Source organism: Paenibacillus sp. MAHUQ-45, assembly GCF_058133325.1.
Genome location: NZ_JBYUPV010000004.1, coordinates 402,585 through 424,810, shown reverse-complemented (window position 1 = coordinate 424,810; position 22,226 = coordinate 402,585). Strand labels below are relative to the sequence as shown.

Here is a 22,226-nt window from a genome sequence, read left to right as displayed (position 1 = left end):
GCACTTCTAAATCTCACCAGTTATTGAATTGGCTGAAGTTTAGTTCTGTTCAATCAGTCCGTATTTACCATCATTACGTTTGTAAACAACACTCACTTCGGATGTATCGATATTGGAGAAGACGAAGAAGTTATGTCCTACCATGTTCATTTGCAGGATCGCTTCCTCCACATCCATAGGTTTCAGAGTAAAGCGCTTGTTCCGTACAACTTCCAAATCATCCGTATCCTGTTCTTCTACAGCTACAGAGCTGCCACTGCCTTCCACGAATAATGTCTTCAGGCTGCCTTCTTGGCGGAACTTACGGTTCAATTTGGTCTTGTGTTTACGAATTTGGCGTTCCAGCTTGTCCACTACGGCATCAATGGATGAATACATGTCATCGCTGCGATCCTCGGCACGGAGCGTCACACCCGCAAGCGGAATAGTTACTTCCACTGTATGAAGGCCGCGTACAACGCTAAGCGTTACATATCCTTCTGAGGTAGGGGGTGCATCGAAGTACTTCTCAAGTCTGCTGAGCTTCTTATCAACATAGTCTCTCAAAGCGTCGGTCACTTCAATTTGTTGACCTCGAATGCTAAATTGCATGGGGCACTCCTCCTTTGTTTACAGCTCCATTATACCAAATTGTTAGAGCTAAGTAAAAAAAAATCATTACAGCCTTTACATTTAGCTAACAAAATAGCCACAAGATGTTCCCTTGAAAAAAGAAGTCCGGAAAGAGTGAAGAAACGACCCTTCCCGGACGGTTACAATTCTATTTTGCTAAAGACTATAATTGCTCATACACAGTTAAACTAGATCCTCACTTGGGCATCTGCTACCTGATTTTCTTCTATTATGGCTGCTTCGTATGGAAGCGAACAACCTCTACGGATGACCAGTTGCTACCGGAGCCGCTAACGAGATAAACCTTATAACCCGTTCCCGCAGTAAGTCCAGTTAAGGTGTACGTGTGACCTATCCCTGGAAGTACAGACACGGTACCCGTCCATGGAGCTGTCAGCGTAACACCTGTACTGTTCTGTCCAGCTGCTACCTGTGCAGCGCTTGGTACGGCATCCTTCTCAGGAAGCACTACGTACTTAACCTGCTGAGCCGTTCCACCAGCTTGTCCATATTTGAAATACACATCTGCCGTTACGGTTCCGACTTGTCCCGGTTGTGCCAGCGTAATGGCGTCCCCATTGGTCGCAGCTGTCTTCAGCTGTACCTTTGTTACGGAGGACCAATTGCCGGAGTTGTCCGTAATCACAGCGAATGTAGCATATTCTGTGTTAGCTTGCAGGCCATAAACGGAGAATGAAACAGTTGTGCCCGCAGACGTTACCTTGTGTCCATGGTTTACAACCGTTACATCAGCACCACCTTGTCCGCCTTTCACTTCTGCCACACTTGGTGTTACCAGCGTACCGGTGTATGGAACCACAACATAATACACTTCACCTGTTACTGAAGGGGTAAGGTACACATCTGCTGTAACCGATCCAACATGTCCATAGGTGGCACCAGTAACCGTTGGTGTGGTGATGGTTCCGCCACCTCCACCACCGCCTCCTCCGCTGCCCCCACCAGGAACAGAGGTAGGTACTGGCGTAGGGCTAGCTGTAGGTACAGGTGTAGCCGATAGCGTTGGTACTGGTGTTGGTACACCACCTGGTGCCGCCGGTTTATACACAACCGAGTTGCTAATGATACCTACGGCCTCGGCACGGGTCAGCGCTTTTTTAGGGCCGAATGTTCCATCTGGATAACCGTTTATGATCTTCTTATCTGCGGCTGCAGCAATTGCGCCTCGGCTCCATGCCGCAAACTGGCTGCTGTCTTTAAATTTAGTAGTCATCGCATTCGTGCTCAGCTTCAACAGCTTGGCAGTAATCACGGCTGCTTCCTGTCTAGTTAGGGGATTATTTGGACGGAACGTATTATTTTCATACCCTCCAATGTATCCCGCTTTGACAGCCTTAGCTACTTCAATGTAGGACCAATTCGAGCTCTTAAGATCCGTGAAGCTAACAGTTCCTGTCTCAGTGAATCCGAACAGACGATTTACGAAGGCAACATATTCTGCACGCGTTATCGCATTGTTGGGCTTAACTGTACCATCGGGGTATCCCCCAAGATATCCCTTATCAAGCCATTGCTGCAATTGCGCCTGAGCCCAGTGTCCCTGAATATCTTTGGGTACAGCGGCTGCAGATACACTGCCCAGAGAGCCGAGCAACATGCTCACTCCCAGCATTCCAGTCATAAGACCACGCCACATCTTTTTCATTTTGCAGTTCATCCTCTTACAGAAAGTATAGTGTGCGCCCAGGTAAGATAAAAAGCTCAACGCAACCCATTACCCGAGTATATGGAGGACGAAACCTTTTTATGGAAAATTATAGTTATATAAAATATCTCTGCACGCTCAATCGCCTAATGATTGCGTATACAACAAAAAAGAACCTCGGGAATATCCCAAGGTTCTCGCTAGCGTTGTATCAATTGCTAACCATCTACCATATATGTAGGTCGGCTTCGCCGGATGATTATAATTTGATTACGTTAGCTGCTTGTGGTCCGCGTGCACCTTCAACGATATCAAATTCTACGGATTGACCTTCATCCAATGTCTTGAAACCGTCTGTTTGAATCGCGGAAAAGTGTACAAATACGTCCCCACCGTCTGCAGTCTCGATAAAACCATAACCCTTTTCTGCATTAAACCATTTTACTTTACCTTCCATTGATTAAACATTCCCTTCGTCATCAGATGAACGTGAGTCTTGCTCACAACTCGACTATACCACCGCTGCTTCTCAATTGTCAATTGGAATAGTAAATGATTACATGCAATTATTTACCATTCATTAATTTTCCAGATTAAGAGCTTACAAAATGATAACGATCAAAAGGAGCAGACGTTATATAATACCCGTCTGCTCCTTCGCTGAAACAACAAAGACTTTATTTTTTGCGGTCCATTAGAAAGCTGTCAGGGGTGTAGGCAGCCTCGTAGGCGCTGCGCTGGGCCTTGGCTTGATTGCGCTTATATAGCCAGTCTTGTGCTTCCAGGCGAAGGGCGTTCATGCGAGCCATGATTTCAGGGTCGTGTTCCAAAATACGTGTGATTTCGAGTTTTTGTGCAGAAGTAGGCTTGCCACGTTCGACTTCAAACACCAAGGAATCGACAAGCTTCTGACGTTCTTCTACAAATTCTTCAATCTCTTCATAAGCCAAGTCATAGAGTCGGTTCATGATGTCTTGGGTGAGACTATTTAAATCGACAATAAGCTTATCCATGAGCGCTTTCGGTCTGGCTTGCGGCAATCTTGGAGGCTTGCAACCAGGTTTCCCGGAGATCCGTTAGATAGCCAACCGCTTCTTCCGCTTTCTCTGAACTCTTGCTGATATTAGCCTGAACCAGTAAATAATTCGTATATTCATATAATGAATATAGCGATTTGGAGACTTCATAGGATTGATCTAATGTGCTCATAAGCTCACTGACAATCGTCTGAGCTTTCCCTAGATTTAGGCTTGTTTTCTCATAGTCTTGCTTGCTGAGTCCATCCATTGCAGCTCTCACAAACCTGATCGCTCCGTCATACAGCATGATGACCAATTGTGCGGGTGTCGATGTCTGAACAGAAGACTGACGGTATTTTTCATATGGAGAAGTAAGCATGAATTTCACCCTTTAATTTATTATTTTCCTAGGCCGGATAACAAGCTGGAGGACTGAGCGGTTAACTTGCTCATGGCTTTTTCCATCGCTGAAAATTGTTTGTAGTAGCGGTCTTCGGTGTTGTTTAGATTGGTCATCAAGGTAGCAATGCGGTTATTGTAATCCTTCAGCGTTCTACCCATAACACTTTCGTCTTTAAAAGCACTCGAAAGATCCATAGAGAACCTATTGGTACCTGCACGATCAGACATCTTCTCAATTGCACTTGTAATCTTGTCCTGCATTTTCCGAAAGATGCCCTCTTTGGGTGCATTTGCAGGGCCCTGGAAAAGATCTATTGCCGTTTGAGGATTAGCATTCACGGCGTTCTTAAATTTTTCTTCATCAAGAACCAGCTTTCCGTTCTCCATATAATTTCCAGTGGTGATGCCAAGGGAGCTAAGCGGCCCAAGCTTTTCTGTTAGGATACCGCGCATTTGTGTGAGAAGAGGGCTTATAATATCATTGTTCTTGAACAGACCGCTTTTGGCCTTCTCTGTCCATGTCTTGATATCATCCTCTTTCATATCTTTCTTCTGGTCATCTGTCAGCGGCTGAAAGTCGCGATATTTAGCTTCATTGATCTTAGCATTCAAAGAGGTAATTAAGCTATTGTAATCTTCAATGAATCCCTTGATTGTGTCTAGCGCTTTTTGTGGATCCGCTTGAGTTTTGATAAAGACAGGATTATCTTTAGAAGTTGTTTTTTGTAACGTTAAGTCGACACCGTTCACGCTGATGTTATTGCTCTTGTACAGAAGTTTCTGATTGTTAATTATTACTCTAGCATCCAGACCATTTTTGTTCTCTGTAATACCTCCAAAAAGTGAGAGCACCTTGGAATCTGCTCCTATTTCTACTTTTCTGTCTGTACTTGTAGGATCTTGAGCCGGCTGAGCCGGCTGATACGGACCAACTGGATCCTCGTCAGCTGGAACTACATCATCTGGATCCGGCTGAACTGGATTCCCACTAACCTTAGAACGAATTAGTAGCTGCCCTGTTACTTCATCAAAACTGGCAACCACATTTGCTTTGGTGTCAGCATTAATCGTAGAGATCATGGAAGAAATCGTTGTGTTTTTTGTAAAACCCTCGAAACTGACTTTATTTATAGTGAGTTTATAGGCATTTTTTTCATAAGTCGCTTTTTCCTCAGCATCCATATTAGACGTATCGGTTTTATCCAATTCCCCCAGGGTAAGCGCTCCTGTCTTGCCAATTCCAATACTATCAGTCTTTACAGTTGTGTAAGTTGCCAGTCGGGTAATACTTACCTTCATATCAATTCCGTTTGCGCCTGCCTTAGCCTCTGCCTTTAGCGCATCAGTATCTCCAGAGGTGACCGCCTTCTGAGTATTCATAGCAGCGCTCACACCATATTTTGTTCCCAGTTTATTGGTCCGAAAATCATACAGTTTACTGTTAACTTCCCGGTATCCCTCACGGGTCCATTGCAGAATTTGCTTCTGTTGGTTTAACTTATCGAGTGGTACCCGTTTGGCATTCATCATACTCTTAACCATACTATCAATATCCATACCCGAAAATCCATTAATCCGTGTTACCAAAACAGCACCTCCTAAACTTAAATTTTCTCGTCTACCAATATACCTGCAATTTCCATCATTTTAGCAACTAAATCAAGCGTTTTTTCTGGCGGAACTTCCCGAATAAGCTCTCCTGTATCCTTGTTGAGAACTTTCACCATAATATCATGCGTCTTCTCATGGATGCTGATCTCCAGCGTGGTCTGAGGGCCTTGAAGGGATCTCACTGCCCGTTCTATGGTCCGAATGAGCTGCTCTTCGGCAACAGATACATTAACACCTTGCTTCTCTCTCAGGTCCATATCCTTGGCATCCCGAATAGTTGACATTTGACTTACAGCTGTTACCGAACTATTAGCGGATGTAACTTCAGGTCTGCCTTGTCCACCCGAAACCGAACTGGCAGAAAGTGAAAACTGAACATTCATTAACCCCGACCTCCAACGACGCTCATTTTATACTCTATATATCGGTTAGTCTGAAGGATATTTTAGGGATTTCAATAAAAGTCAATATAAAAAAAGAAAAAAGCCCCGGGTTTCCCCAGGGCTCGATAAAAGAGATTTAAAATTAACGAAGCAATTGCAGAACGCCTTGTGGCTGTTGGTTCGCTTGAGCCAACATAGCTTGTGCAGCTTGTGCAAGGATATTGTTCTTTGTTTGCTCCATCATTTCTTTCGCCATATCAACATCACGGATACGGGATTCAGCAGCAGTCAGGTTCTCGGAAGCTGTTCCCAAGTTGTTGATAGTGTGCTCCAGACGGTTTTGAACAGCACCAAGCTTAGCGCGTTCGCTGGATACAGATTGAGTAGCTTTATCCAGAACTGCGATAGCCTTAGAAGCATCTTCTCTTGTGGAGATGTTCAGGGCAGCTTCTGCTTTCACATCGTTAGTTCCGTTAGTAACGGAATTTTCTTTAGTGAATCCAGCTTGTCCAGCGTTACCAGTGATGCCAAGAGCAGAAGCACGAACATCATTGATTTGTAGGGACATGGATTGACCAGTGTTAGCACCAATTTGGAACTTCGTGGAGAAGCCAGAACCTTGAGCGCCAGCGCCTACGACTTGTTCTACGTTCTTGATAGCTTTACCTTGAGCAGCAGTAAACCCAAGTTGTGCCAGAGCAGCACCAGATCCATCTGCTACACTAATATCTTTTCCTGTCTCAGAAATAAATTGAATTTCATTATCCTTAGACAAGGAAGCAGTTACTTTGCTATCTAATCCGGCTTTTTGAAGAGCAGCATTCAAGTCTTTAACCAGATCGTCCATGGCAGCTTTTGCTACATTAGCATCTGCATTTTTAGTGTCATATGTTTTTGCATTAGGACCAGAGTTCAGGTTAACTTCAACATCGCTTTCTGTTCCAACTTTGATTTTCAAAGTTGCACCAGATGCGATACTTGGGTTAGTAGCACCAGTAGCGTTAAGTGCCGTTCCACCTTGCACGCCTGCACGCTCTACAGTAGTCGGGTTACCTTTAACTTCTTTTCCAGTAGCTGCTGCATTTGCAAACCCAAGCATTACTGCTGCTGCATTATCATCAGCAGTAATAGTAAGGGAACTTGTACTTCCACTTGATTTTGCTGTGAAAGTTAAGCCTGCACCATTGTCTTTGATATCCACGAGATCAGAAAGTTTTACTCCACCCGATGTAGCATTGTTTAATTGAGTGATCAGATCATCTTTCGTAATGGCCGTTGCAGGCACAGCCGGAGGACCCGGAACTGCTGCTACACTGAAATCTTTTTTCAGTATAGAAGTAATATCGAATGTAGTTCCATCAATTTTAATTGTAGCTGCTGTTAAAGCAGAGGCATCTGCATTTCCTACAAACGTAGTGGCACCAGCAATTTCTGCCTTAGTTGCTTGTGTAACTTTACCGCTCTCACCGGAACCAATACCACCATTCAGCAATTTTTGAGTATTGAACTCAGTAGTGTTGCCGATACGGTTGATTTCGGAAGTCAGTTGGTTCATTTCATCTTGCAGAGCGCCGCGGTCAGTATCAGTGTTAGTACCGTTCGCGGATTGGTTGGAGATTTCACGCATACGTTGCAGGATGCTGTGAGTTTCGTTCAGCGCGCCTTCAGCTGTCTGAATCAAAGAGATACCGTCTTGAGCATTACGGGAAGCTTGATCCAAACCGCGGATTTGACCGCGCATTTTTTCGGAGATTGCCAGACCGGCAGCATCGTCACCAGCACGGTTGATGCGAAGACCGGAAGACAGTTTCTCAATATTTTTGTTAGTGTTAGCTGTGTTAGCAGATAGTTGGCGGTGAGTATTCAACGCCGCGATATTGTGGTTGATAATCATTTGGTATTTCCTCCCTGAAATTAAGTTAGTTCCACATCCTTGTGGTAAACGCCGAACCATTAAGGTCGGCCGCCCTGCCGGATCAGCGTCTACTACATATATCGACTTCGTACCGCAAACTGTTTAGAGCAATTCGAAATTTTTTTCAATATTTTCTTGTCGAAAATGCCTACATCACAAAAAAACCTGAGGCTTACGCCTCAGGGAAGTGAATATTCGTTTTCATTCGCCGCTGCCATTAGGTCCGCGCAGTCGATGAATGAGTGCAAAAAGATCGGATTGCTGGGGAGCGGCAGACTCGCGATTGGCTTCCTGTATCGAGAGATAAACTTCTTTGCGAAAAATATCAACATGCTTTGGAGCGGAGATTCCTATTTTCACCGTGTCACCCTCCACACTCAAAACCGTCAACTCAATCTGATCCTGGATGACGATCGATTCTCCCTTCTTTCGGGAAAGCACCAGCATATCATCCACCATCCTTTCCGTCGATAGCCACCTGCATTTGCAGCAGACTATGCTTCGTGTGATAAGGTGATTTGTGCAGCACAATTTGTTTTCCGGTTCGGTTATCCGGGTTCAGGACAATGGGAGCCAACAAATTAATCGTAGATTGCTCTGTCTGTTCCTTGAGTGTAATCATGCAGCGTACAGCGGCATTGGAGCCCATTCCAAGCTCCTCCGCTTCTTCATCCGGCAGTTCAAACTCATAGGTAGGATAGAACGAGAACGGATCACCGAGTAAAAAGGACAGTCCCTTACTCTTGATAGATTGCAAATACCAGAATGGCGCCTCCACCATCGCGATCAGTGCAAACTCCGTCTCTTCGTCAAAGCCCGGAATCCCTTTGGAGAAATGATAGAGTTGCTCCTCTTGTACTTCAAGCTCACCCCAGGAAAGTGTTTCTATAATCAAATTGTTCACTCCTCAAAAAGTTTTGCTGCGCAAAACCAATTCTAATAAATTGCAAATAACAGAAAAGCTATACAGGCGCTCTAGGCACCTCTATAGCTTATTTTACAATTGAACGCCCACTTCCGGCGGAATAAACTGCACAGAAGCATACTGTTTCATATAAATATCAAATTTTCCGCGAGTATACTCGATCTCTGGCTGATGCCTTTCCACTTCAATATCAACCTTCGCAGGACGATAATCAAGCTGTGGAGCCCTGGTCTCAATATGTATATCCACATTATCGTAAGAGGCCGGTCCGCGCATCTCTGGGAAAGAATTCGGCTCGGTATCTGTACCGTAAACCTCAGCGATAGTGTTGCCTGGCTTAAAGAATTCAGCCATCCGGTTGCCCTGCTCTACCCTTCTAGCCAACCCTTGCAGATATAACTGCTGAATACCGGAGTATATGCGTTTATTCATATCAAGCATATTGCCACCATGATAAGCAGCCCAAGCGCGAGACTGATCTACCTGAAGCTCGGGCCGGAAAGATTGAACGGTTAGTTCGCCCGGAGTCGTAGTTGTCTTGACCTCAGCTTTGGGCTGAGTAATCGAAAACGAACCCGGTTCTGCATCTATTCCAAGCAATGCCGGAGTCTGACGAATCTGGAGTATAGGCTGGAGCATAAGGCTCACCTCAATTACCTGATGAAGTCAACTAATGTAGTGGAAATAATCTTGGCTCCCACCGAAAGCGAAGCGTTATAGATATTCTCTTGAATCTTGGATTGCATAATGAGTCCTTCGTAATCGGCATCTTCGGTCTTGGCTTGCAGATCTGTCAGGTTCGTATTCAAGTCAGATAAACGATCCCGCATCAGTTCTACACGGTTGGTCTTGGCACCAATCTCCGAACGAGCTGAGAGAATCGTCTCTACACGAGTATCGATTTTATCCAGTTGACTGGAGACAGCCGTAATATTGCCCGATTTCAGGCCCTCAGAAATATTATTGATGATTGCAAACAGATTATCAGCATCCCCAATACTACCAAACACATCATTTCCGGTAATATTGATCGGCATCTGCACACCTTCACCTACGATAAACTGGATTTGTCCGTTATCTGTAGTGATCTCTTTAGAAACATCATAAGTGCCGTCGGCACCTTTGGTAAAATCATATGGTTTGGTAGTGTACTCCTCACCATTGAAAATGTACTTACCATTAAGCTTACTGTTGGAGATGTCTACGAGTTGCTCCTTCAACTGCAGTACTTCTTGGTTAATACTGTCCAACGCCGTCTGGGGATTGCTTCCTGTTGAACCCTGTACAGTCAGTTCGCGCAGACGTTGAATGACATCTCCCGCCTGTCCCAGAACCGTGTCATTGAAATCGAGCCAGGAAAGGGAACTATCGACATTCCTTGTATACTGCTCATTAGATGAAAGCTCTGCGCGATAGCGGAGAGAATAGGTAATGCCTACCGGATCATCGGAGGGCTTGTTGATTTTGCGGCCGCTCGAGAGTTGTAGCTGAGTATCATTCATCGTTCTCGCGTTGCGGTTCAGGTTAAGCAGCAATTGTGAATTCATCATATTCGATGTGACTCTTAACATGTGCCTCTTCCTCCTTATCTTCCAACGGTGCCGGTTGAGTTAATAAGCTTATCCAGCATCTCGTCATAGGTTGTCATAAAGCGTGCAGCGGCACTATAGGCGTGCTGGAAGACCAGCATGTTGGACATTTCTTCATCTAAAGATACACCGCTGACAGATTGCCGACGGGCATCCACTTGTTGCACGAGAAAGTCGGAATTCTCAGTCTGACGTTTGGCTTCCTGTGATTGAATACCTAACTGGCCGACCATGGAACTGAGATAAGAACCGATAGTACCTGTCTTGTTGCCATCAGGTGTAGTCATCAAGTTGTCCTTGGAATTACTCATCAGAAGTGCCAAGGTGTTATTGCCTTTAATAATCTGCGGATTCCCATCTGCCCCGATGGTTGTTCGCAGCGAAGTTGCAAACAAGCTCACATCGGCGATAATATCAGCGTTCAGCTTGATGTTGCCAGCAGTTATATCTCCACCGTTGTCTCCTGCTGTAAAGAAGGAACGTCCAGCCTTGCCATCCATCCCATAGCCTAACTGATGCAGACCATTCAATCCTTTGACAATCGTCTTCACGTCTTCGAACAATGCTGCTCCCTTAGGCATAGCTTGCCCTTTACCAAGTGTTGTGACTGACCCATCCACCAAAGTAATTTTGACATCATTGGTTAGGACCGTTCCTTCCGGAAGGTTAGAGCCGGCCGGGACGGTGACTTCCATATTGCCGTTGGCAAGCGTGTTGGCCATAACGTCAAGCTGCTTCTTATAATCAGCAACATAAGTTGTGTTCGACTTAATCATGCCGAAAACTTCGCCGCCCTTAAGGTCGCCTGAGGCATAGGCATTATTGAGAAATGCGTCATCTACGGTAGCGGAAACTGTATCCCCTTGAACCAGCGGCTGTCCTCCCAAGGAAATGTTATAGCCCGTTTCTGTCTCTACTACACTGATGTTCACAATCTTGGAGAGCTTGTCGGTCAGTAAATCCCGCTGGTCACGAAGATCATTGGCCTTATCACCCATGCCTTCAATTTTGTTAATGGATTGATTCAAATCTGCGATGGAAGAAAGGTAGCTTTGAATTTCCTTCCCTTTAATATCTATGTTAGAGTTAATATCTTTCTCTAGGTTGTTCAATTGAGTGCTCATATAGTTCATTGCGTCGGTCAGAGCCTGTGCCGTTTGCACAACGATTTTGCGCGCTGTAGGATCCTCTGGATTCTTGCTCAGATCCGACCAAGACTTCCAAAAGTTATCGAGTACGGTACGTATACCGGTATCGGAAGGTTCGTTGACAATAGCCTCCAGCTTGTCCAGCGTATCCGATTGGATACTCCAGCCGCCATTGGCTGAATTTTCTCCCCGGAATTGATCATCCAGGAACTTCTCCCGGATACGGTCGATGGAAGAGAACTCCACCCCTGTTCCAAGCTGGCCCGGGACGGTAGAGTTAGTAAGACCATAAGCTTCGATAGGCCTGGTAGCGTTCATATTGACACGCTGGCGAGTATAGCCCGGGGTATTGGCATTTGCTATATTATGTCCGGTGGTATTAAGGGCTGTAGTTTGGGTGAAAAGGCTTCGTCTTGCCGTTTCTATCGAATGAAATGTGGATGTCATTCCTCTGGCTCCTCCTCTGGTTTTGCTTCGGCAAAACGGTTCATTGATATCTTCTATCCCCGGGCGTCAAATAGACCCGACCGATACACATTGCTGCCCTTATCAGACGGATGGTGATAGGTCATCTCCTGATTAGGTCTTCCGACCATAAGGTCCAAGGAATAATCTATAAAAGTAAGTGATTGCTCAATCAGCTTCTGGTTGAGATCATTGGCTTCTTTTAAATGGTGCAACGTATCTGAGAGCTTCTTCTGGATTTGCAGCAGACGCGACTTGTCTTCCGGGTCGAATACTAGTCTGGATAGCTCTGTCAGATTTAGATTCAGATTGGAGCGGATTCCCACTCCTTGCAAAAAGGCATACGCTGCTTGTGTACGCTGTTCCTCAAGCTGTCCAACCAACTTCATCATTTTGGATTCACGATTCAGAATATCGATCAGCACTTCAATCTTGTTCTCCATAATTGCCTGCTTCTTGGTAGCGGCCAGATCCAGCATTTGGATATGCACCTCGTCCAACCGCTCCAGCAGTTCGATCAATGTTGTCAATGCCATGGATGAATTCACCTAATTCTCGGAGGATTGCTTAAAATAGGGGGCGAGTTTCTCTGCGAGTTTGGCTGCGTCTACTTGATAAGTACCAGCGGAGACCTGCTGCTTCAAGCTTTCAATCTTAACGGCGCGTTCAGCATCTGCCTTGCCGCTATTCTGAGCCTGCAAGAGCTTCAAGGCTTCATCGGAAAAAGTAGCCTCATCCTTGCGCGAATTCTTCTTCATTTGTTCCTGCCTTTGCGATTCGGCACTCCGCTGATAGGGGTTAATCGCGTTAATTCGTCCGGTCTCGTTAATTTTCATAACTGCCACCTTCCTTGTAATATAAAAAAGCCGATAATCTTTACTAAGTTTATCGGCGCTTGTTGAAACATTTTTTATAGCTGCAAACGTTTTTTTGCAGATTTAGGGCTAACGAAGCTTATCTATAGCACGGTATGCACCCTCTTGAGAAAGACTGGAGGCATCTGCAGCGGCACTTTCCTTCGCGGCATTAGCAAGATCCTTTCGCAAACGATTGCGACAGCTGTCACACATGTGATTTTCCCGGATCAAGGTTCCGCATACTTCGCATGGATACATCATATTAGGTGCGTTAGCTATGGAAATCCGGCCTTCCCGAATAAAACGGGTTATCTCTTTAATGGAGATCTCCGTAGCATCGGACAATTCCTGAATGTTGGTTCCTCTATTTTCTCGCAAGTAATTTACGCAGATCTCATAGTGATGCTCCAGTTCCTTGATACACGGCTGGCATAATTCCATGAGATTCTTGACGTATAACCGGCCGCACCTTGGACAATTGTCGAGATTCATAACAAGCAGCCGCTCCTCCCATACATTTTGTGCAAACATTACAATTCTTATGCTCCTAGATTACATGATTGAAGGGCATTCGTCTATCTCTTGCAAAGGATATACGAAGAAATAGTTCTCTAGGAGCGTGCCAAAGTCAAACTGCGAATCTCCACAGCTACGCCACAATCATCTGCAAGATGCTGCATGGGCTCAGCACAGGCACGCAATGTACTTCCTGTTGTATAAATATCATCTACTATAATGATGCGCAAAGGAGCACCAGGGTTACGTCGTGTCTGTAGCCAACCAGTGAATCTATCTGTCATCCCAGGGTCAATGGCAAAGGCATGCTTCATGTCTGATAACCGTTCGGCCCGGCTCTTAAAGCTCTGTTTCCCCGTATGATGAGTGCGAAGCAGCAGCTCAAGTTGCGGTATGCCTCTTCGCGAGGATAACACATGGCCCAATCGTTCTGCCTGATTAAAGCCTCGCTCCACCAATCTGGCCCCGCTGACCGGAACGGGAACCAGCAGATCTGCTCGCCACACTTCTCTTCTTTTATAGCTTTTATAGCCAAGAAGAGAAAGGAGTGAGGGACTTCTCTGTTCTTTCACCCGGAATTGCCTCTCTCTTTCCTGCTCTGCCTTCAGCAAACCATAAGCCCTGTCTAACATTAAGCCTAAGAGAAACGTGTATTTCTCATTCCCTCTGTATTTATATTGCCCTATCAATTCACGCATTACCTCGTTATAAGCCACAGCACTACGGTTGCAAATCAGTGGAGTAGGTTCATTATTTCGCGTGCAATCCGGGCAGCCTACATGCCTGCCGCATATGGTGCAACGAGGAACCTGTATCCAGGGTATCGCAGCAACACAGTTTGAACAGACTTCGGGCAAAGGCGACGATCCCTTACTGTTCTTCCCACAAATCAAACACCTGGTTAAAGGAGGAGCTAGCAGTCGCTCTGCTTGTCTCAACCATTGTGACAGCCTATTCATTGGAGACTCTCCTTACGAATGTAGCCCTTTTGACGAGCAATTCGGTTCATGGTCCGGATCTGGCCAATGGCTCCCCGCTGCGAACGGCTCCACTGCGGAGAGATGAAGAAGACCCGGCCCGCTGGATCATCCTTGGAGCGCCCGGCGCGGCCGGCCATTTGAACAAGTGAGGCCTCATCAAAAAGCGAACTATCCGCATCTAAGATAAATACATCGCTCCGTGGTACAGTTACCCCGCGCTCAAGAATCGTTGTAGTCACAAGCAGCGAAATGCTGCGGTCACGGAACGCCATCACTTTCTCCCCTCTTGCTGCGTCCTGAGAGGAGGTTCCTTCTATCGCTATGCCTGGGAAACGGCGACGCAGAAGCAGCAACAAACCTTCGATGTGGGCGATTCGGGATACAAATAGAAAAATCTGTGCGCTGCGGTCTAGCGATATCTTCAGCTCTTGAATCAGCTTCTTCGGCAAACTCCCCCGTTTCAGACAGATCCTCACCGGGTCCGCAGCCAAATGCCGCGGAACAGGCAAAGGATGTCCGTGGAAACGGACGGGGACCCTGGCATGGGCCAGCTTCCCCGATTTGACTTGACGCTGCATATCCATCGGCGGCGTGGCAGACAGGTAGATGAAACATCCGTCCGGCTTGCACGCCTGCCTTGCCGCATAGGCCAGCATCGGATCGTTATGATAGGGATAAGCATCCAGCTCATCTATGATAACGAGATCGAAGCTGTGATAGAAGCGCAGCAGCTGATGGGTGGTCGCCAATGTCATTCGGGCACCCACCCAGCGCTCTGCGCTGCCGCCGTACAGCACGGCGAGGCTCTCCGCCGGGAAAGCCCGTCCCAGCCGCGGCGCCAACTCCAGTACAACGTCCCGCCGCGGTGTTGCTACGAGCGCCCGGCCTCCGGCGCCGAGCACAGCCTCCAGGAGCGGGAAAATCATCTCCGTCTTTCCCGCTCCTGTCACCGCCCAGAGCAAGAACCGCTCTGGGCTCGGGACGGAGGAGCGCTTTTGGTCCGAGCCAGCGGAGTACTCTAGACTCAAGACCGCGGAGCGCTGCCGCCGCTCCGCCAGAAAAGCCAGCGCAGCCCCGGCGGCTCCCGCCTGGGCCGCGCTAAGCCCCCACCGGCGTGCCGCCACGGTGGGGTCAGAGCTGGCCGTGCATTGCACGGCCGGGGTCGCTGCGCTGCGCAGCAGCAGCGTACAAGCCCGGCTGCGCCCAAGTGCGAGGCAGGCCTCGCAGTAGGCGCAACCCGAGAGCCCGCACGCGGCGCATGCTGTGCGGGCAGTGGCAGCGCTGCCGCAGCGATGGCAGCGCGGGAGGGCCTGGTGCGGCGCCCAGGCGGCAGCCGCACGCAGAGCGCCAGCGACCAACGGGAGCTGGCGCAGCCCTTGACGCGCGGCTTCGTAACGCGCGTCCTCTCCGACAGCGGCTTCAATCCTCAGCCGCCCTTGCAAATGCGCCAGCTGGGCAGCGCGGCGCCAATGACCGCATAATGCCGGGCTTTGATCCAGCAGCAGCGCTTCCAGCTCCGCTTCTAGCAGAGATCGCCCGGCCACCGCATGTACCAATTGCTCTGCTTGGCTTGCTAGAAGAGGCAAGTTCTCAACCCTGTCTCCAAGAAAGGGTACCGCTTCCTCATTACTCCGATCCCCAACGTTGTTATCCCATTTTAAATTATTCGTCAACGCCCCTCCAATTGGAGATACATTATCAGCATTCCGCCTTTCACCTCTCAAAAAAGCCTGACCTTCCTCCATTCCCCTATCATCGCTAACTCTCTTGTTGTAACTCCCTTCCGCCAATTGCCATCTACCACCCGCAAATCCCCAAATCGCAATTCCGCCTGCCAGCCACTCTGAATGCCCAATAGCGCCTGCTTCACGCTCTGTCCTTAACTCAGCTTGAAGAATATCCTCTATGTATTTACTCCACTCCCCGCTGCCCCAAATGTGCATAAGTTTATCCGACTGGAAACGATCACGAACGAGCACCGCCCAACCCAGTGGCATTTCCGGCGAGAGCAGCACCAAGCGTCCCACCTCTTGCGGATGATGCCAATCTCCGCTTCTCTTCTCCCGACCTCCCCACCAACAAAAGTCCACAGCCAGCGCCAGAGAAATCCACACCCTCCATGTACCATTGCACTCCACAGCATAAATTGCAGCCTTCATCACAATTCCTCCCCCATTAAAACTCAGAAGTAGTCTTCTATAATGAAACGAACCTAAGATTCGAACATAAGGTTTGGTCTTTACTACAGTGGAATGATTGTATTGACAGTCGCAGCTGTCCCCAGGTTTCTTCTGAATTAAGCTGCCTTTAGCAGTTGAAATCTGACTAGCTTGTACTTCCAACGTAAGCCTTCTTTCGGAATCTTTTAGACGAACGCTTTTGTCCCTTCAGTTCCTAATCTCTCTTCTTTCCTCTTCACTTTTTGTTACTTTCTATTCTGCAGCTTACATATCCCCACAGTCTCTTTCACGACCTCCCATGACATACAAAAAAGCACACTCCCCTATTTACCGGAGAGTGTGCTTCACCCATTGCTTACATAGTCATTTAAATATCGCCATGCTTTGATTTCGATCCCCTACTTCCTTCCACCTGCATCATAGGCCATCGGACGGTTTGCCCCGACAACCGCAAATCCAGTATAATTCCTCGCGATTTCGACATTTCTTCCTGGCCGAGAGCAGGCACAGCGGTTGCCAAGTCAAGGTAGCAGCCGCTCCGGGCCATCCTAGATACGATCCCCATTGTTGTATCACTGGAGTTATCGTCCATCACAAGCACTCGTAAGGGCTTTCCTGTAAGAAAAGCATGAAACGTCAGTGCCCGAATATACCATTCCACCACAGATTCGTGATTACGGGTAATAAGAATATATTGAATCCACTTTCCGGATTCCCGTGCCTGACGGGACTTCTCCCGGATATGCAGCACGTGAACAAGGGCTACTGCGGATGAATAAACCGCCGCAATCCATATTAATTGGGCTACCACGGAGATGCACCTCCTCTGTATACCGACAATATATGCCGATACTTAGGGGTCGGTGACAGCCCACACCTTTTCATGTTACAAGCCTGGTTCCCGGACGCTGCTGCCCCCTGGTTCAATCCTACCCTTATCTTTGCAGATAATAACCAGGGGGCAAAGACAGGCGTAACAGTTTCTTATTCTTCCGATCAACTTGGCTTTACAGACACCAGACTGCCGGACATTTAAAATACTATGTAACGTCGTCCCAGATACGTAGATCCTCGAGAACGCTCTATTAAAACAATAGATGCTTTACAAAGTTACCCAACCGTACTTGATCGAATTGATTACAGCCTGCGTACGATCGTCGACTTCCATCTTCTGTAGAATACTACTCACATGGTTCTTAACGGTTTTCTCACTAATAAAGAGATATTCACCAATCATTTTATTGCTCTTGCCCTCTGCCATCAGACGCAGAACTTCTGCTTCACGGCGAGTCAGCGGATTATTGTCCCCGGCAACGAATTTAACACCAGCTTCCTTCACCGTTGTCTCGGCCATCGCACCCGCTTCGTTCAGATAAGTCATGCGACGAAGCTGATTAATCAGTTTACCAGTTACCTTTGGGTGAATAAAAGCATGGCCGCCGCATACCGAACGGATAGCATTGATCAGTGATTCTGCTTCCATATCCTTCAATAGGTACCCATTAGCGCCTTTGCGCAGTGTCTCAAACACGTAGCTCTCATCATCATGGATGGATAGAATAATAACCTTTACATCAGGGAACATCTCCCGAAGCTTTTGCGTAGCCTCCACGCCGTTCTCAACTGGCATGTTGATATCCATCAAGACAATATCCGGCTTGTTGACATTGCAGAATTCCAGGACCTGAATGCCATCACCGCATTCTCCAATGACCTCGATATCTTCCTCCATGTTCAAAATCCTTTTGAGTCCTTCACGAAAAAGCTGATGATCATCCGCCAAAAGCACTTTTATAGCCATTTTTTCAGAGTTCTGGTTCTCCATTGTATTACTCCTTTCCCTTCTCCACATTCGTCGGAATGTGAATTACGATTGTTGTGCCTTGGTTCTCGGCTGATTCAATTTCCATTCTTCCTTCCAGAAGCTCCACGCGTTCGCGCATCCCCAGCAAGCCGAAGCTTTCCCGGCTGCCCTGCTCTGTCTTCATTTTTTGCACATTGAACCCCAATCCATTATCTCTTACCACAATCTTCATTAACTGTGCCTGATAGGTGATCTCCACCAATACATAGCTAGGGTAGGCATGCTTCGCAGCATTAGACAGTGCTTCCTGGACAAGGCGATACACCGCCGCTTCCATGGCTGAAGAAAGGCGATACTCCTTGCCTCTCGTCTCAAAAGAGGTGCGGATCTTCGTCTTCTCCTCAAAATCATGCACATATTTCCGTAATGTCGGAATTAGTCCCAAATCGTCGAGTGCCATCGGACGAAGGTTGAAAATAACCTTGCGCATTTCCTCCAGGCTGTAACGAACCTGCCCTTTCAAGTCTAATACTTCGTCCTGTACCAGCCCAAATTCCTGCTTTACCAGCATTCTTTCAACAATTTCCGTCCTAAGGACTAGATTCGCCAACATTTGAGCGGGACCGTCATGAATTTCCCGGGCAATTCTCTTCCGTTCCTCTTCTTGGGCTAGAATAATTTTGAGTCCAATGATCTGTCGATTCTTCGCCGATTCGACAATTCGGGTCACTTGTCCCAGTTCCCCGGACAAATATTCCAGGACTACACTCATTTGCGAACCAATCGATTCCGCACGTTCCACAGAATTTTCGACAGCGCGGACGCGCAATTGCAATTCATCACGGCGGGTTCGCAAATAAGCCTCCCGCTCGCGTGTCATCATCAGCTCAAGCTGAAGTTCCGTGGCTTTTTCATAGGCAATGCGTATATCCTTCTCCGAATAACGGACAAAATCACGGCTGACTTCCGTCAGCCGGATACGGGAGCGGTGGTATTGCAGTTCCAGCTTGTCTACCTTTTGCAATGTTTCATCCGTTTCTTCCATCACACGCTGCAGTTCCTTAGTGAGGGCAACAAGCTCATCACGCGCTACCTGCAGGATTTCATATATCTGATACTTGCTGCTCTCCATCACGTCGATGGTGTTCTTGATGACGCGATCTATCGCATCGGCTTGAAATTCCACGGATGCTTGCCCCATTTCTATCGGATCGTTGTTAATGGCTTGCCTTTATATTAACATATCACGATTCGATAGTTACGGTCTTCGTGTTCTGTTCCCATTTTACGGTTAATCCCAATTGTTCAGAAACCAATCTGAGCGGTACTAAAGTCCTGCCTTGTAGGAGTAAGGGAGCTACCTCAGCACTTTGACGTTTTCCGTTCAAGACAAATTCCTTCTTGCCTAGTGTCAGATCAAGCACCTTCGACCCGCGCAGCACGAGAATTCTCTTGTTAACCGGATCCCACGTTGCAGTCCCACCAAAAGCATCCAGTACATAACGAATCGGCACATAGGTACTGTTGTCTTTGACAATCGGAGCTACATCTATCGGTTTATTCTGACCGTTCACAACAACTGTTTTAGAACCGATAATCATTGACGCTGTTCCTTTAGGAAGCCCCGCCTCACTCGATAGCGACGGCATCGTGAAGGTGATATTGTCAAAAGCTACAGTACCTGTTTTGGAACGTTCATCCTGTCCTTCTTCTACATTCACAACATAGAGGCGTTTCAGTGTCGCCGGGAATTTGATACCTGAACCTGTTAGATCGATATTCAGGCTCTTCCATCCCGTCCAATCAATCACCTTAGCCAGATCGACATACACCGTTGCACCGCTGTTATCCAAGATTTCTGCTCGCATCCAATTTAGACTCTTGTCACCCATTACATCCACGGACATTGAGGTTGCTGTAGCAGGGATTACTTTGCCATTCGTTCCATTAAACTGAGCGTAAGCATACATTTTACCGCTGCCAGCAGTCATATCATAGCTCATGGACAATACCTTTGAGCCTACGCGGTCAGGTCCTCCGTCCGTAACAACTGCTGTCCCTTTTACACCAGAAGCGTTAGTGGTGAAAGCAATAGGATAATTCACATTCTCAAAATCCTCCCAAGGTGTAGCCGCCGCCTTCGAGAGTACAACAGCGGTACTGAAGCCATCATATCGGGCAATGGCATAACCGGTAGTGACGCCTTCATCCACAGAGGCTACCGTCAGCTTGCCATCCTGTACACTGCCTTTAAAACCAACAAATTCCCACTTCAATGCAGAAGCTGGAACTGTCACAGACGCTCCGCTCTTCGTAACAGCTGTTACTGGAACTGAAACCGAAGCTCCGGCTGTCAGGGGCGCTGTTGCGGTGCCAATGGACAAGCCGTTCAAGTCACTCCCGCCTAGCACCGTCACCTTAGTATTTGCACTTGCCCCGCCGCTAGCCGCCGTCAATGTAACGGTTCCCGGCTTCACCGCTGTAACTTCACCCGCTTTAACTGTCACGCTGTCACCACTTGATTTCCAAGTAGGATTTCCTGCAGCAACGTCAATTGGGTTGTAGTATGTGTCATACCCCTTCAAAGAGTAAGTCGCCTTCTGACCGATCAGCAATGTAGTGTTGCCACTAATCTTGATGCCCTTTACTTCGCCCTGCGGCGCAGAGGTGTACACGCCAAGTCCATTAACGACACTTCGCTGCTCTGTCCCATACTCTGTATTAAAAGTCAGTGTAGTCGAGGTTTCGGCAAGTGGCCGGTCGACCATAGTTGTAGAACCGCCACCATCCAGATTCAGTCCTTTCCAGACTCCAATATTGGTCATGAAAGATTGAAGTTCGCTGAGCGACATTCCAGTGCTGTTGTTGTTCTTCTCTACGGCTATCACATACACATAGCGGCCATCTTGGGAATAACCCAGTGCTGTACGGGCACGAGTGCCATCGATACTGCTCGTAGAGCGAGAGAACGCTGCTGCCTTACCATTATTTACGAGAATCGTATGTCCACCAATCATCGTTTGCAGCGTGCTCGGGTCCAAAGCCTGCTGTGTCGTTTTGGAAATAAGTGAATAAGTGCTGGTTACGGGTTGACCAACCGTCAAATGATCGGTCATAAACTTGGCTGCTTGTCCATGTCCACGCAGAATAAAAGCACCCTTGGGGACAGCTATCGGCAGCGCAGCATTTTCCGAGAGTTTAGTGACTACACCGTTCTCTACCAGAGCCTCAGTAGGGGTAGTAGAACTATTCTTGGGCCGATCCAGCGCCGTCCATACATCAGTATATATGTACAGGGCATTCGCATGACTGTAGGTAGAAGTGCCACCTTCCGGATTATAAGCCCCTTTATTAACACCTGAGAGCGGGAATTGACTTCCATCCCCAGAGGATACCGTCCCTTGGAAACTGAACTCATCTATAATCGGTTTCCGGTCTTTGGTCACGGCAAAAGCATACATGCCATCCAACTGGGAAGGGGTCGACACAAGCACCCCACCAGATACTTGACCGCCAATAGGAGAACCTTCTCCTCCAGTATTAAAATAATCTCCGTTTACCGCTGCTACTGCGCCCGTTTCCTTTGCCATACCTCCAGTGCTTTGGCGAGTAGTCAGCGTACCGCCCTTGCCGGTCATAACATCCAGGGAAACATACGGATTGCTCAGGTCGACACGGATCACATCTGCCAATCCGGTAGCGCTTTTTCCTGAGCGAACTGCGGTATATTTATACTTCATCATAACGGCTCCAGAGGTAATAACATCCTCGCTGAGCTTGTTGACGGTTAGTGCCGTTGCCGCAGCTGCAATAGAAGCATTGCTCGCTGTCCATGGACTTATAACTTCACTGCCGATCACCGGCATGATCCAAAGCACACCTGCCAATGAGGCGGCGACCCATCTTTTTGCAGTCGTTGCTCTTCTCTCCTGCACAGACTCGTTGCGCTGCTTACCCGTGAAAGCATTGTTCATTTCAGAATAACTCTCCCATCTCTTATTCTACTCTTTGATTCTATTCTCAAAGTCTGGAAATCCATGCCCTATTTTCCTAGTATACATCAATAATAGACTTGATTTAGCCCGAAAAGTTGCGAAAATTGCGAGATTAAGAGCTTTCCTAGCGGTAATTGTTCGTGCAGTAGCGAACTTGCT

The 22,226-nt window shown here is 47.4% G+C and carries 23 protein-coding genes; 1 reads left to right on the top strand and 22 read right to left on the bottom strand.

Going from position 1 to position 22,226, the window contains the following annotated elements:
- Nucleotides 1-39: 39 nt before the first annotated feature.
- The 19 genes from hpf to AC3Y23_RS12555 all read right to left on the bottom strand — a co-directional run bounded on the left by hpf (nt 40) and on the right by AC3Y23_RS12555 (nt 17,079).
- Nucleotides 40-591 carry a ribosome hibernation-promoting factor, HPF/YfiA family gene (gene hpf, locus AC3Y23_RS12645; RefSeq protein ID WP_379199297.1) on the bottom strand — a complete coding sequence of 184 codons (552 nt, stop codon included), beginning with the start codon at nt 589-591 and terminating at the stop codon, nt 40-42.
- A gap of 250 nt (nt 592-841) precedes the next feature.
- Nucleotides 842-2,278 carry an S-layer homology domain-containing protein gene (locus AC3Y23_RS12640; RefSeq protein WP_379199295.1) on the bottom strand — a complete coding sequence of 479 codons (1,437 nt, stop codon included), beginning with the start codon at nt 2,276-2,278 and terminating at the stop codon, nt 842-844.
- 259 nt (nt 2,279-2,537) lie between these two features.
- Nucleotides 2,538-2,735, bottom strand: coding sequence for a cold shock domain-containing protein (locus tag AC3Y23_RS12635; RefSeq protein ID WP_019915069.1), 198 nt, complete (start codon nt 2,733-2,735; stop codon nt 2,538-2,540).
- A gap of 220 nt (nt 2,736-2,955) precedes the next feature.
- Nucleotides 2,956-3,291 carry a flagellar protein FliT gene (gene fliT, locus AC3Y23_RS12630; protein WP_379199293.1) on the bottom strand — a complete coding sequence of 112 codons (336 nt, stop codon included), beginning with the start codon at nt 3,289-3,291 and terminating at the stop codon, nt 2,956-2,958.
- Nucleotides 3,284-3,676: a flagellar export chaperone FliS gene (gene fliS / locus AC3Y23_RS12625; protein ID WP_379199291.1), complete on the bottom strand. Its 393-nt coding sequence runs from the start codon at nt 3,674-3,676 to the stop codon at nt 3,284-3,286. Before fliS ends, fliT begins: the two co-directional genes overlap by 8 nt.
- Nucleotides 3,677-3,696: 20 nt before the next feature.
- On the bottom strand, nt 3,697-5,286 hold the full coding sequence (gene fliD, locus AC3Y23_RS12620; RefSeq protein ID WP_379199288.1) for a flagellar filament capping protein FliD: 1,590 nt from the start codon (nt 5,284-5,286) through the stop codon (nt 3,697-3,699).
- A gap of 17 nt (nt 5,287-5,303) precedes the next feature.
- Nucleotides 5,304-5,693, bottom strand: a complete 390-nt coding sequence (locus tag AC3Y23_RS12615) for a flagellar protein FlaG (RefSeq protein ID WP_379199286.1) — start codon at nt 5,691-5,693, stop codon at nt 5,304-5,306.
- A gap of 142 nt (nt 5,694-5,835) precedes the next feature.
- The gene (locus tag AC3Y23_RS12610) at nt 5,836-7,587 is read right to left on the bottom strand and encodes a flagellin N-terminal helical domain-containing protein (RefSeq protein ID WP_379199284.1); all 1,752 of its coding nucleotides are present in this window, start codon (nt 7,585-7,587) and stop codon (nt 5,836-5,838) included.
- Between the two features lie 222 nt (nt 7,588-7,809).
- Entirely contained in the window at nt 7,810-8,055 is a 246-nt protein-coding gene (gene csrA, locus AC3Y23_RS12605; RefSeq protein WP_379199282.1) for a carbon storage regulator CsrA, read from the bottom strand.
- Nucleotide 8,056: 1 nt separating this feature from the next.
- Nucleotides 8,057-8,512, bottom strand: coding sequence for a flagellar assembly protein FliW (fliW, locus tag AC3Y23_RS12600; RefSeq protein ID WP_379199280.1), 456 nt, complete (start codon nt 8,510-8,512; stop codon nt 8,057-8,059).
- A gap of 93 nt (nt 8,513-8,605) precedes the next feature.
- A complete protein-coding gene (locus tag AC3Y23_RS12595; protein WP_379199278.1) occupies nt 8,606-9,172 on the bottom strand; it encodes a DUF6470 family protein in 567 nt (188 codons plus the stop codon).
- Between the two features lie 14 nt (nt 9,173-9,186).
- On the bottom strand, nt 9,187-10,104 hold the full coding sequence (flgL, locus tag AC3Y23_RS12590) for a flagellar hook-associated protein FlgL (RefSeq protein ID WP_379199276.1): 918 nt from the start codon (nt 10,102-10,104) through the stop codon (nt 9,187-9,189).
- 14 nt (nt 10,105-10,118) lie between these two features.
- Complete coding sequence (gene flgK / locus AC3Y23_RS12585) at nt 10,119-11,717, bottom strand: flagellar hook-associated protein FlgK (protein ID WP_379199274.1); 1,599 nt, start codon at nt 11,715-11,717, stop codon at nt 10,119-10,121.
- Between the two features lie 53 nt (nt 11,718-11,770).
- The gene (locus tag AC3Y23_RS12580; protein WP_379199272.1) at nt 11,771-12,271 is read right to left on the bottom strand and encodes a flagellar protein FlgN; all 501 of its coding nucleotides are present in this window, start codon (nt 12,269-12,271) and stop codon (nt 11,771-11,773) included.
- 12 nt (nt 12,272-12,283) lie between these two features.
- Entirely contained in the window at nt 12,284-12,571 is a 288-nt protein-coding gene (gene flgM, locus AC3Y23_RS12575) for a flagellar biosynthesis anti-sigma factor FlgM (protein ID WP_379199270.1), read from the bottom strand.
- A 108-nt stretch (nt 12,572-12,679) separates the two neighbouring features.
- Complete coding sequence (locus AC3Y23_RS12570) at nt 12,680-13,084, bottom strand: TIGR03826 family flagellar region protein (RefSeq protein ID WP_379199364.1); 405 nt, start codon at nt 13,082-13,084, stop codon at nt 12,680-12,682.
- A gap of 119 nt (nt 13,085-13,203) precedes the next feature.
- Nucleotides 13,204-13,740 carry a ComF family protein gene (locus AC3Y23_RS12565; RefSeq protein WP_379199268.1) on the bottom strand — a complete coding sequence of 179 codons (537 nt, stop codon included), beginning with the start codon at nt 13,738-13,740 and terminating at the stop codon, nt 13,204-13,206.
- Between the two features lie 323 nt (nt 13,741-14,063).
- Nucleotides 14,064-16,247, bottom strand: coding sequence for a helicase-related protein (locus AC3Y23_RS12560; protein ID WP_379199266.1), 2,184 nt, complete (start codon nt 16,245-16,247; stop codon nt 14,064-14,066).
- Nucleotides 16,248-16,635: 388 nt separating this feature from the next.
- Nucleotides 16,636-17,079, bottom strand: coding sequence for a glycosyltransferase family A protein (locus AC3Y23_RS12555; RefSeq protein ID WP_379199264.1), 444 nt, complete (start codon nt 17,077-17,079; stop codon nt 16,636-16,638).
- 72 nt (nt 17,080-17,151) lie between these two features.
- On the opposite strand from AC3Y23_RS12555, the gene AC3Y23_RS12550 reads away from it, so the two are divergent.
- The gene (locus AC3Y23_RS12550) at nt 17,152-17,304 is read left to right on the top strand and encodes a hypothetical protein (protein ID WP_379199262.1); all 153 of its coding nucleotides are present in this window, start codon (nt 17,152-17,154) and stop codon (nt 17,302-17,304) included.
- A 66-nt stretch (nt 17,305-17,370) separates the two neighbouring features.
- Here the strand turns inward: AC3Y23_RS12550 and AC3Y23_RS12545 are convergent, their stop codons facing one another.
- Genes AC3Y23_RS12545 through AC3Y23_RS12535 form a run of 3 tightly spaced genes read right to left on the bottom strand, consistent with a single transcriptional unit; the run spans nt 17,371 to nt 22,046 of the window.
- Nucleotides 17,371-18,093: a response regulator transcription factor gene (locus AC3Y23_RS12545; protein WP_379199260.1), complete on the bottom strand. Its 723-nt coding sequence runs from the start codon at nt 18,091-18,093 to the stop codon at nt 17,371-17,373.
- A gap of 4 nt (nt 18,094-18,097) precedes the next feature.
- Nucleotides 18,098-19,258, bottom strand: a complete 1,161-nt coding sequence (locus tag AC3Y23_RS12540; protein ID WP_379199362.1) for a sensor histidine kinase — start codon at nt 19,256-19,258, stop codon at nt 18,098-18,100.
- A gap of 58 nt (nt 19,259-19,316) precedes the next feature.
- Complete coding sequence (locus AC3Y23_RS12535) at nt 19,317-22,046, bottom strand: stalk domain-containing protein (protein WP_379199258.1); 2,730 nt, start codon at nt 22,044-22,046, stop codon at nt 19,317-19,319.
- Nucleotides 22,047-22,226: the final 180 nt, after the last annotated feature.